The organism is Flavobacterium hauense (genome assembly GCF_054457175.1).
The window spans coordinates 25,478-37,394 of the sequence record NZ_JBTKVX010000001.1 but is presented as its reverse complement, the minus strand read 5'-3'; the positions used below and the strand labels follow the sequence as shown (position 1 = coordinate 37,394).

The window sequence follows — 11,917 nt, the reverse complement described above, 5'->3', positions numbered from 1 at the left end:
AGCATTTTATTGCGGCACCTGCTCAGACATTCCGTTATAGTTTGCCAGTATGTTTACATTCAGCGGATAGGTAACAATGATGTTCAGTATAAGCTGCCTGTCATTGTTTGCACCATCATACAGCACTTTCCCGTCAAGGTTTACGTCGCCCGAAAAATAACCTGTCGCATTAGCGAAGTTTAATATCTGCGAAGCATTACCCGGGAATGAAAGCACCTGTGATGCCGATACCTGCCTGTCGTTTGCAGCACCATCATATTTTACCTGCCTGTCATAATTTGCATTACCTGCAAACAATGCCCTTATACTGCCCACTGTGGCCTGAGCCTGCTGCCCGGTAAAGCCGGCATCAGCATATAAGTTGGCATTGGTAAGCGTGGTAAAATCAAGCGATGCCGCCTGGTTTACAGCTGTAAGTGCCTGGTTGTACAAGGCTCCAAAATGGTTCCTGTGTTTGATGGATATCCTGAATGTTGAAGGAAGATTCACTACAAGCGGACCACCATTGGCAGCCACTATATCGCCATCTCTCTGGATAAGGGCAGAAACTGTCCTTATAACCGTTTGTGGCGCAGATGCATCGCGCACCTCTACAAAAACCCAGTCTACAATGGCATTGCCCGTACCGGCATTTGCCTGAAGCACTGTCGATGTCGTAACTTCCGATCCGCCTCCGCCTACATGGGTAAACCTTGCATTAAGGGCACTGCTGTATGGCTGGTTTAACGGAATATAGCCTCCTTCTCTCAGATTGTCGCGCATGAGCCCTCCGCTTGAAGCAAAAAGAGCACCCTGAAGCATCGCCTTAAGTGTAAGGGTCACATCGCAGGTAGCGGTAAGCGTTACCGCTATGGCAAGGCGCGTTGTGCTCTGGCATCCGGTAACGGCATTTGTAAGTGTAGCGTAGTATGTTGTATTGTTTGCAAGCAGTGTCGAAGGCGGCAGTAATGTACCGTTTGTTGGCGCATTATAAAAAGTCACGCCCGGCTCGTTTACCTGAAGGCTTGCTATTGTTGGCGAAGCAAAGCTGCAAAACTGCTGCGAAAGATTGATCGTGGTTGGTGTAGGTACAGGTGTAACCGTAACCGGTACCGCAACACGGGATGACTCTTCTGGACAGCCTATCTTGGCAGCTGCCACATAAAAAGTTGTTGTTGCAGTAAGCGCAGGTGTTACAAAAGGAGCTCCTGAAGCTACCGTTGTAGCCACGCCTCCTGTTGCAACTGTGTACCAGCGTAATTCATTACCCGCAGTAGTAGTAGCTATAAGCGAAGCTGTCCCCCCGGAGCAGGCGAAATAGCTACCTCCTACCGGCGGTGTTATTGTAGGTGGTGCTACAGTTCTTGTTACACCATAAAATTCAAGGTTTTGTGCTACTGATGCACCTACAAGCGAATTGAAGCTAACCACAATTCGGTCTACAGGTGATCCCGGATTTATAGGCACACTGGTAATAACGCCTCCCTGCATGTTGAGCAGGTTAAGCGTTAAAAGCGTAGAAAGTGTCTGGTTAGAAACCTGAGTACCTCCGTTATAGGACATGATCCTGATATTGTTAGCCACATTCAGGTCAAGCAATGTACCTACCAGTCTTATTCTGACATTAAACTGATCGGTAGCGCCTGAGAGGCCTTCAAAGTAAACATTCTGTTGAATAGTCGATCCAACTCCTAAAAGCCCTAAGCTTAATACCGAGAAGTTGGTCGTGTTTGCATCAATGGCAAACTGCGGATTCTGAACACCCGCCGAACCTAATTGCAATGCATCCAAGGTAATACCTGAACCGGTGAAATTAGTAAAGGCCGGCGAACCACAGTTAGCAGGAGCCGAAACATAATAGGCATCAAAAACATTAAGAATTTTTTGAGTGCCTAAACCTACCAGTGATGCTCCAACACGGTTGGTAAGCCTGATGCGGTTATAGGCCGAAGCCGGAGTAATCGCAATGAGATATTCGCCAGCCGGATTAATTACAATACGAAGCCTGTCGCCTGCAAAATCTGCTGTTACATTGCTGTCCCCGTCCAGCACTACAGCAGCATTGTTTTTTGCCTCGACAGTAAATTCCTGATTGCCTACAAGAACAGCTCCAAGCACATCGGCAAGAAGTCCGCCCAGGCTACCACCAAGCAATGATGGTAACAGGTTGTCTTCAGTTGTAATTTTTACATAACTGGTTGTGTTTGCAGGAACCAAACCAGGATACTGAAGCTCTACGTAACCGGAATAGGCTCCGATTCCTAAAGCTACACCTGAGTTAGCCCTAACCTGTGCAGACGTTGCCATGTTCTGGTCATACGACTGAGGTACATTGTCTGCCTGAGAAGATGTGGCAGCATTAGCATAAACTCTCGTTTGCGCATTTCCTGTGTAAGGGCTTAGGAAAAACGCTACTGCGAACAGCAGAAGGAGAATTTGATTTTTGGGAGTAGTTTTTAATACCATAAACTTTTAAGATTAATTTAATAATTCATTGGTTCACGGAGTAAAATTATCCACCTATTAAAGAATAGCCTTAATTTATTACGAATTCCGCATAAGTATCGATGAAATACACAATTTTATCGATTAAAAACGCACTAAATTTCTTACTAAATTATTATACAATATTTAACCTTTTTTAAACAAATTTTTCTTATATTAAAGTGCCTTTTTTTTCTAAAAAATGACCTCTACGCCCCATTTTTAATGCGTTGGCGCACCATCGGGTTAGCATAAACTATACAGCTTTTTGTCGTTACCTTGATAGGGGCTGTAGGAACAGACTCACAATTGATCCCGCTAGCCGTAATAATTGCTGTGCGTCTGAAGAAGGTACTTTTTAGCAATACAAGCGGCTGATAAGTTGCACTTGTTGCACCGGCCACTACAGTCCAGTCGACCCCATTGAGTGAAGATTCCCAACGATAGTAAACTCCAACTGTAGGATCGGCCGATAGCGAGGTGAGTAGCGCAGGCTGTTTAGAGTTACAAATGGTCTGTTCTCCGGCGATAGTTCCTGGAATGGGTTTAGACACAACAATTACAGGCACAGCAATTCGTACACCTACACATGTACCTGAAAATTGTTCGGCATAATAGGTTGTGCTTGCCGATAGTACAGGGGTTGTAAAAGCAACACCACTATTAGTCGTAGCTACTGCTGTCCCGGCAGAGGGTACGGTATACCATCGTATCTGGGAACCGGATGTTACTGTTGCAGTAAGAGATATCGTATTGCCCGAACAGATAGCGCTGTAAGCTGTAATGCCTGGTGCCGAAACCGTTTTGGTTATCAAATGAAAATTAAGATCTTGCGCTCCGCCACTAACAGCCTTTAGCCTAACGATTATTCTGTCTACGGGAAGTCCCGGTGCCATCTTCACAGTCGTTGTGGTAGCTGCAGCCATTGTAAGCGAATTTGCTGCAAGCAATTGAGCCAGTGTTCTCGAAAGTACAAGTGTATCTTTGTTATATGCGGAAACTGTAACATTGGCAGTCAGGCCAAGATTCAACGCTGCCTGTGCTGCACTCAGGCTTATGTTAAAGGTATCAGAACCATCGGACATCGCTTCTAAGTAAGCGGTTTGCTCTATGGTCTGATTACCGGACAGTGCTGCTATATGCAATGTCGAATACGTAGCCAGAGCGGCATCTACGGCTCTTTCGGGAAATGCAAGTGTTACCTGTCCTGAACTTAATGTACCCGATCCCGAAAAAGATGTATATGCCGGAGAATTACATATAGGCACATTGGTAAGGTAATAGGCATCATAAACATACAATCTCATCACACTACCCAGCCCTATTAACGATCCTAATCTATTGGTAAGCCTGATGCGTTTATAGGCTACATCGGGAGTTATTTTCAGGAGGTACTCCCCTGCGCCATTCATTACCACACATAGCTTTGTGGTAGCAAGTTCACCGGCATCCTGGCTATCTCCGGTTACTTCAACTCCTCCACTGCTGTTTTTTACATCTACTGTAAATTCCTGATTACCAAAAAGAACCGCACCTAATAGCCCACTAAGCGCTCCACCCAGCAAAGAACCCAAAAGACTCTGTTCTGTCCCTATCTTTACATAAGATGTAGTATTAGGCGGCAAGCTGACCGGAAACTCCAATTCTATATAACCTGCATAGGCTGGTGATACAAGAACAATTCCATTACTTGCCCTAACACTTGCAAAGGTGGTAAGATCGCTATCATAAGCTCTTGTGGCATTATCAGTATCAGCAATAAAAGTGGGAACAACGGTTGCATAATTCTTTGTCTGCCCATGAACGTTAATAAAAAACAACAGAAAAAATGCCGCACAGCAAATGTGCAGGATATATCCTGTTTTTATGTTTCCCCCGGTAATCAATTGGCTTTCAGATTAATTTACAGCTAATTAGCAATTTCCGGTAAAACTAAATCTTCCGCGCGCGCGCGACAGAACTTTCAAAAAAGCGTCGATGTAAATCACATTTTTATCTATGAAAGGAACATACTATCTTTGCTCCCATAAAAAAGGAAAAACCTATTTTTGCATAATTATAAGAAAGAGGCAGAGCGCATGAACTTTGATAAAGAAATTGAGAGAAGACGTACTTTTGGTATTATTTCCCACCCGGATGCCGGTAAAACAACATTGACCGAGAAGCTACTTCTATTTGGAGGTGCTATCCAGGAGGCAGGTGCTGTAAAAAGCAATAAGATAAAAAAAGGCGCAACCAGTGACTTTATGGAAATCGAAAGGCAAAGGGGAATCTCTGTTGCCACATCTGTACTTGCTTTTAATTATGAGGACAAAAAAATAAACATCCTCGATACTCCCGGCCATAAGGATTTTGCAGAAGATACCTTCAGGACACTTACAGCCGTAGACAGCGTTATCGTTGTGATTGACGTTGCAAAAGGGGTTGAGGAACAAACAGAGAAACTGGTACAGGTTTGCCGTATGCGAAACATACCTATGCTGGTTTTTATCAATAAGCTTGACCGTGAAGGTAAAGATGCGTTTGACCTAATGGACGAGGTTGAACAAAAGCTGGGCCTTACCGTAACACCTTTGAGTTTCCCCATAGGAATGGGGTATGATTTCCAGGGTATTTATAACATCTGGGAGAAAAACATCAACCTTTTTAGCGGTGACAGCCGTAAAAACATTGAAGAAACCATTGCCTTCAGCGATATAAATAACCCGGAACTTGAAAAGATAATAGGCCAGAAACCTGCCGACAAGCTAAGGGAAGAACTGGAGCTTATCGATGAAGTTTATCCGGCATTTGACAGGCAGGCTTACCTTGATGGTAAACTGCAGCCTGTATTCTTTGGTTCGGCACTTAATAACTTTGGTGTACGCGAACTGCTTGACTGCTTTATACAGATCGCACCTTCGCCAAGGCCAAAAGATTCTGACACCAGAACTGTTGAACCGGATGAGAAAAAATTTGCAGGCTTCGTATTTAAGATACATGCAAACATGGACCCTAAACACCGCGACAGGATCGCTTTCGTAAAGATCGTATCGGGAACATTCGAAAGAAACAAACCCTACCTGCATGTACGTCTTGGCAAGAACCTGAAATTTTCGAGCCCTAATGCTTTCTTTGCCGAGAAGAAAGAAATCGTAGACATCTCATTCCCTGGTGATATAGTAGGTCTCCATGACACCGGTAACTTTAAGATTGGTGACACCCTGACTGAGGGCGAACTAATGAGCTTTAAAGGGATCCCGAGCTTCTCTCCGGAACACTTCCGTTATATCAACAATGCCGACCCGCTAAAGTCCAAGCAGCTTGAAAAAGGAATTGACCAGCTAATGGACGAGGGTGTAGCACAGCTGTTTACCCTTGAAATGAATAACCGTAAAGTAATAGGCACCGTAGGGGCACTACAGTATGAGGTTATTCAGTACAGGCTGGAGCATGAATATGGCGCAAAATGTTCTTATGAAAACTTCCCTGCTTTTAAAGCGTGCTGGGTGAAACCGGACGATGCTAAAAACGAAGAGTTCGCCGAATTCAAAAGAATCAAGCAAAAATTCCTGGCCAAAGATAAATACGGTCAGCTGGTATTTCTTGCCGACTCCGATTTTTCGATACAGATGACGCAGTCAAAATACCCTTCTGTAAAGCTTTTCTTTACTTCTGAATTTGACTAATGCAGTTTAACCGATAAATATACCTTTGGTCGCTTAATCATCTATTAAACGAAAAAAGAGCCTTATTTTTAACAACCAGTACACTACGTTTATTTTAAAGACTTAGCCGGTATTCCAGCAACTGTTGTTTTTGTAAACAACAGTTGTGCCATGCAACATCTTACTCATTTGCAAGGCCTAAGAAAATACCTGCTTAACTATTTTGTAAGTACAGACTATCTCTGTACACATACCTTATGGGGTATGCTCAATGGTATTTAAGAAAAAACGTATGCTATCAAATCTTAATATAAAAAAATATCTATACCTGCTTTTCCTGGCAGTAGGCCTAATCTGTAGTACCGGATCAAGAGCCAACACCCATGAAAGGGCAATTCCGTATATTGACCATAAAAAAGCCATTTCAGGTGAGCATTCGGGTAATACAGTACACCCGGGTGAAGATGATTTACTTTTGCAAATCAGCCACAACCACCGCATGCTTTTATGTCTGAGCCTTACATTTACTGTTTGCTGTTCTCTCCTTGTCTATTTCCTTGTAAAAGCAAAACATAAGCGCGAACGCTTTATGGAGGGATATCTTACTGAGATACGCATTGCAAAAAAAGTACATGATGAAATTGCCAATGAGATCTACGGAACGATAAATTATCTTATTTCCGAGAAAGAACTTACCAATGAAGCCCGGAAACAACTCATATCAAAGCTTGACGACATTTACCTGCTCACCAAAAACATATCGCGGGAAACAAATAATATCGAGACCGGTTACGATTACCCCGAACATCTGAAGCTAATGCTGACAGGCTATGCCGGAGATACTATAAACGTGATCATAAAGGGGATGGCCGAAATCAACTGGAATAATGTGAACCCCATAAAAAAAATAGCTACATATCGCTCTTTACAGGAGCTTATGGTAAATATGAAAAAACACAGTGGTGCCACATTGGTAATAATAGATTTCTCCCTACACGGGAAAAAACTCGAGATCACTTACACAGACAATGGCTGTGGCGCAACAAAAGAACAACTGTTCTCGAAAAGCGGGCTGCTAAACATTGAAAACCGTATGAACTCAATAGACGGACAGGCAATAATTGAAGAAGAAGCCGAAAAAGGGTTTCATGTAATGCTGCATTACCCGGCTTATACCGCATATTAAAATTGATAATAACCCATCATGTTTCCCCTACATGTTTAAAAAAATTTTAATCCTCGAAGATATAGACAGCATTAGCATCGGCGTTAATGCATTACTTAATGAAAACTTTTCGTTTGAAATACATACGGCAAAATACTGCGATGATGCTTATCTGAAAATTAAAAAAGCTATCATTAACAATACTCCTTTTGACCTCATCATTACTGATCTTTCATTTAAAAATGATCCCGGCCGCGATACACAAATCGCAACAGGAGAGGCGTTTATTAAGCGTATGCGCGATGAGGACATCCACACGAAGATCATTGTTTATTCGGTTGAAGACAAACCCTACCTCATCAGGTCGTTGCTTTCAAAAAATGCTGTCAGCGGATTTGTAGTCAAAGGCCGCGAGAGCAGTAACGAACTGGTTGAAGCAGTGATTGAAACAGCAAAAGGAGGAATCTATATATCTCCGGAATTTGCCTCTGTACTTAAACAACAATCCTTATTTGAAATTGACATGTATGATGTCGAAATCCTGAAATTGCTATCTGAAGGCTTTGCACAGGATGATATCAGCAGGATATTTAAACAAAAAGAATACCCCTCACCCAGCACAAGCAGTATCGAAAAAAAAATCAACCGACTGAAATATGTCTTAAAAGCAAATAACAGTATTCATCTTGTGGCCATAGCAAAAAACATGCGAATCGTATAAAAAGTAAGAATTCACTTTACGTTATGCCAACACAGTATGCAGTTCATCGATTTTAACATTTATTTAACATTTGTTTACGGAAAACCGTAAAGATTGAAACCGTAAAAACAGTAACTTTAAATAAATATGTAGAATTGTACCTACAAACAGAAAGTTGAGTTAATTAAAACATAATTTATTTGGTTTGTTAAATATTTTACAATAAAACACTAAATAGTATTAATTATACCTGTATTTTTGCAGAATAGACATTTTCGTACAAATATATAAGAAAATTCGCAAAATAATAAACACAATTTGCATCATTGCAAGCAAAACTTATATTTAAAAAATAAATAGACAGCCTATGAAACACTAACAACAATCAACCTTAGCCCCCACCCACACATTAAACAAACCCAAAACGTACGAGACTTATGAAGTATATAATTATCAAAGGCGCTAGAAGTTCGGGTAAAGCCGAAACCATCAATGCAGTCTGCAAGAAATTAAAGCCGGATGCAATACGCAAAGTATATTTTTCCGAATCAGGGAAAGTATCACTTGAAAGTATCGCTCCCGCAACAGGCATAGCAGACGGTACTTATATAGTTACAGTGAGAAAAAAAAACATACTGATGGTGTCAGGGGCACCGACAGAACAAAAACAAAAAATAACGAACATCATGGAGTCGGTTTTTCACTTAAACTTGAAACCCGATTTTGCCATTGTAGCCATGAGAGGCCTTGAAAAATTAAAAGATTTTTCGACATCTAAAGAGCTTGAAAAATTTGGCAAATGCATCTATGAAACAAAAATATGGAGAATCCCATCTTATACCTTTCACCTTACAGAAGAATGGAATAAGCGTATATCATATATAACAGCCATAACGCTGCATAATCTATGATCTATATATAAGGCTCCTTAGCAGGAGCCTTTAATTTTATTTAAAATTTAGATACTATGTGATTTATATTTATTAACTTTAATATCATAAACCACTAAAAAGCAAATAATTACAAACCATCCAACAACAACCAATTATTAAAAACCCAACGAGCCTATGAAAAAATAAAGACCATAAAAAACCCGTTTACTTCAAAAATCCACACCTTAACAACCCCAAATCACCGGAAAAATGAAGTATATAGTTATTAAGGGTGCCAAAAGTGCCGGAAAGGCTTCGACCATAACCGAAGTTTGCACAAGGCTAAAACCGGATGCCGTTAAACGCGTCTATTTTTCAGAGTCAGGAGCAGTAGCAACAGAAAACATCCAGTCCCCAAAAGGCATTGCCCAGGGAACATTTATTGTTACAGTACGTAAAAAGAATATCCTTGTCGTTTCTGCTTCTCCTACAGAGCAGAAAAAAAGGATAACTTCTATAATGGAATCAGTATTAAAGCTTAACATTAAACCTGATTTTGCTATTGTATCAGTATGCGGGCTCGAAAGGCTTAAAGATTTTTCTACCTACAAAGAGCTTGAAAACTATGGTAAATGTATCCATGAGACTAAAATATGGCGTATACCATCGTATAACTTCAACCTAACAGATGAATGGAATAAAAGGGTATCATATCTAACAGCGATTACATTGCATAACCTCTGACCAGAATTATTAAAACTCAGTACAAAAAAACAGGGACCCTAAAGTCCCTGTTTATATATATTAATAGAAGCACTTCCATACCTGGACACAATAAGGTGAAAGCGTTATACCCCTTGCTCCCCCGCCAAAATCTACATTTGGGCTACCGAAGATCAGCTTCATATCGTCTAGTCTGAGGATACTGGCATCGTCAATTCTTGTAAATTCTTCCTTACCCGAAAGGTTAATCATCACCAGCACTTTATTCTTTCCGTCATCTCGTACAAATGACACAACATTATCGTTATTATTCAGTAGTTTTTCATATTTACCCTCAGCCACGGCCGGCTGCATTTTTTTCATCCGTATCAGTTGCTTATAGTACCCCCATAAAGATTCGGTATTCTTTTGTTGCTCTTCAAGTGAAACCCCATCAGAATCAGCTGCACTTCGATTTTCCCAGTATTGCCCGGCATCTTTATACCACGTAGCCATACCCTGCCCTTCATTGGACGCATACCATTCAAAGGCTTCCCTCGACGGTATGCCGTCACCGTCGGTACCGGTATTTAACGGTTTGCCCATCATCCCAATTTCCTGCCCATAATACATACACGGTACACCGCCTAAAAGGAAGCTCAGTCCTGCAGCCAGTTTAAGTTTGCCTAAATTCATAGTAGGTAGTGAGGCGATCCTTTGGGTATTTTCATTTTCGATAAAGGGAACCGGTATCTTCCCTGCGCCAAGAGTTGAATAAGTACTGTCGACAGCTGTCATTATTTTTTTCTTATCAAAAGAAACAATTGCATCCCTTAATTTCATCGATGACACCCTGTCAAAACCGGCTTTAGCATATAGATCGTTTCCAAAATTTACAGAAGTCGCCTCTGCAAGAAACTGCAATGCAGGATTTACTTTCTTCAGGCCGGCAATCAATGGAGCATAAAATTCTTTAAGCTGATTTGATGTTTTGCCCGAATTATCGAGCTTATCTTTTACATCAACGATCCTGAAACCATCAACGCCATCGTTAAAATTACCATCACCATTAGGATCAGCCCAGTATTTTAATGCCTTGCTATAATAAGCCGCAACTTTGGCATTTTTAAGATTTACCGCAGCTACCTGTTCTTTAGCTCCATTATAAGTCGTTATTTCAGGCAGCAGGAAAGGCTTTTCGTTTTTTGGGTCAGTATAATAAATGTAACTACTGTATAGCGATTTTGTGTTTTTAAACGAATCGGTAAACCACAGATGTTTTGCACCTACATATTGCAGGTCTACTTCCTGGTACATTTTCATCTTTCTTAAATGGATGTTTTGTATAAGGTCGCGGTATTCTTTAAAATTCCCATACTCCCCGTCAGTTTTTTCAAGATCAACAGCATAAAGGTTATGGTAAAAATCAGACTGGTATATGGGTGATAATGATATGGTAGTAACCCCAAACTGCTGCAGGTAATCCAGCTTTTGCAATATTCCGGTCAGGTCACCCTGACCATCGCCGTTACTGTCAAAAAAACTGCGGGTAGATATGTGGTACATTACTTCATGCTGTGCAAAAGCAGGCGTAATACACAGGACACTGATGGCAAGCACAATTGATCGTAGCATAATAAATAATAAAGTTTGTTTCAAATATAAGGGATTTACTTAATGATTTAATAGTCACATAACAGCTAAACGGCATCATTACCTACTTATAATTGCTATTTTTGCCCTAATAAAAACAATCCCAATGCTTATAATAGGAATCGCCGGTGGTACCGGAAGCGGAAAAACAACTGTAGTGCAACAGATAATGAATGAGTTACCTTCCGAAGAAGTGGGTATAATTTCTCAGGATTCCTATTACAGGCAAACAAACGGACTTAGCTATGAAGACAGGGCAAAAATTAACTTTGACCATCCTAATGCTATTGACTTTGAATTAATGGCCGAACATCTTGCCGCTCTTAAAGCCGGAGATGCAGTAGAACAGCCTGTATACTCTTTTATTACCCATAACAGGACAAGCGACACCATAATCACACATCCAAGGAAAGTGATGATCGTAGAGGGCATCCTTATACTGGGAGACGCAAAGCTCAGGGATATGTTTGATATTAAGATATTTGTTTATGCCGACCCTGATGAGAGGCTTATCCGTCGTTTAAAACGTGATATTGCCGAACGTGGCCGCGACATGGATGAAGTGCTTAGCCGCTATAAAAACACCCTTAAACCCATGCATGAGCAATTCATTGAGCCTACCAAAGCCCATGCCGATATCATCATCCCGCATGACAGGTACAATACTGTTGCCATAGATGTGGTAAGAGCAGTTATACATCAGCGTTTGGCATAA

The 11,917-nt window shown here is 41.2% G+C and carries 9 protein-coding genes; 6 read left to right on the top strand and 3 right to left on the bottom strand.

The features are described 5' to 3' along the window. Positions 1-6: 6 nt before the first annotated feature. Both ACX0HA_RS00120 and ACX0HA_RS00115 read right to left on the bottom strand, forming a co-directional pair. On the bottom strand, positions 7-2,445 hold the full coding sequence (locus ACX0HA_RS00120; RefSeq protein ID WP_458843226.1) for an immunoglobulin domain-containing protein: 2,439 nt from the start codon (positions 2,443-2,445) through the stop codon (positions 7-9). A 227-nt stretch (positions 2,446-2,672) separates the two neighbouring features. Beyond that, entirely contained in the window at positions 2,673-4,349 is a 1,677-nt protein-coding gene (locus ACX0HA_RS00115) for an immunoglobulin domain-containing protein (RefSeq protein ID WP_458843225.1), read from the bottom strand. A 192-nt stretch (positions 4,350-4,541) separates the two neighbouring features. Between ACX0HA_RS00115 and ACX0HA_RS00110 the strand changes: the two genes are divergently transcribed. From ACX0HA_RS00110 to ACX0HA_RS00090, 5 genes are all read left to right on the top strand, one after another. Continuing rightward, positions 4,542-6,131 carry a peptide chain release factor 3 gene (locus ACX0HA_RS00110; RefSeq protein WP_458843425.1) on the top strand — a complete coding sequence of 530 codons (1,590 nt, stop codon included), beginning with the start codon at positions 4,542-4,544 and terminating at the stop codon, positions 6,129-6,131. A 271-nt stretch (positions 6,132-6,402) separates the two neighbouring features. After that, positions 6,403-7,296 (top strand): sensor histidine kinase, encoded by an 894-nt coding sequence (locus tag ACX0HA_RS00105; protein WP_458843224.1) that lies wholly within the window; start codon positions 6,403-6,405, stop codon positions 7,294-7,296. 31 nt (positions 7,297-7,327) lie between these two features. Continuing rightward, positions 7,328-7,996, top strand: a complete 669-nt coding sequence (locus ACX0HA_RS00100) for a response regulator (RefSeq protein WP_458843223.1) — start codon at positions 7,328-7,330, stop codon at positions 7,994-7,996. 416 nt (positions 7,997-8,412) lie between these two features. Then, the gene (locus tag ACX0HA_RS00095) at positions 8,413-8,886 is read left to right on the top strand and encodes a hypothetical protein (RefSeq protein WP_458843222.1); all 474 of its coding nucleotides are present in this window, start codon (positions 8,413-8,415) and stop codon (positions 8,884-8,886) included. 231 nt (positions 8,887-9,117) lie between these two features. Next, positions 9,118-9,591, top strand: coding sequence for a hypothetical protein (locus ACX0HA_RS00090; protein ID WP_458843221.1), 474 nt, complete (start codon positions 9,118-9,120; stop codon positions 9,589-9,591). A 60-nt stretch (positions 9,592-9,651) separates the two neighbouring features. On the opposite strand, the gene ACX0HA_RS00085 is transcribed toward ACX0HA_RS00090, so the two are convergent. Continuing rightward, positions 9,652-11,184, bottom strand: coding sequence for an alpha-amylase family glycosyl hydrolase (locus tag ACX0HA_RS00085; RefSeq protein ID WP_458843220.1), 1,533 nt, complete (start codon positions 11,182-11,184; stop codon positions 9,652-9,654). A 124-nt stretch (positions 11,185-11,308) separates the two neighbouring features. On the opposite strand from ACX0HA_RS00085, the gene udk reads away from it, so the two are divergent. Then, the gene (udk, locus tag ACX0HA_RS00080; protein ID WP_458843219.1) at positions 11,309-11,917 is read left to right on the top strand and encodes a uridine kinase; all 609 of its coding nucleotides are present in this window, start codon (positions 11,309-11,311) and stop codon (positions 11,915-11,917) included.

Excerpts from the sequence above, each read along its gene's own strand:
- ACX0HA_RS00120 (WP_458843226.1), bottom strand. The coding sequence starts at position 2,445 with ATGGTATTAAAAACTACTCCCAAAAATCAAATTCTCCTTCTGCTGTTC.
- ACX0HA_RS00110 (WP_458843425.1), top strand. The coding sequence starts at position 4,542 with ATGAACTTTGATAAAGAAATTGAGAGAAGACGTACTTTTGGTATTATT.
- ACX0HA_RS00105 (WP_458843224.1), top strand. The coding sequence starts at position 6,403 with ATGCTATCAAATCTTAATATAAAAAAATATCTATACCTGCTTTTCCTG.
- ACX0HA_RS00100 (WP_458843223.1), top strand. The coding sequence starts at position 7,328 with ATGTTTAAAAAAATTTTAATCCTCGAAGATATAGACAGCATTAGCATC.
- ACX0HA_RS00095 (WP_458843222.1), top strand. The coding sequence starts at position 8,413 with ATGAAGTATATAATTATCAAAGGCGCTAGAAGTTCGGGTAAAGCCGAA.
- ACX0HA_RS00090 (WP_458843221.1), top strand. The coding sequence starts at position 9,118 with ATGAAGTATATAGTTATTAAGGGTGCCAAAAGTGCCGGAAAGGCTTCG.
- ACX0HA_RS00085 (WP_458843220.1), bottom strand. The coding sequence starts at position 11,184 with ATGCTACGATCAATTGTGCTTGCCATCAGTGTCCTGTGTATTACGCCT.
- udk (WP_458843219.1), top strand. The coding sequence starts at position 11,309 with ATGCTTATAATAGGAATCGCCGGTGGTACCGGAAGCGGAAAAACAACT.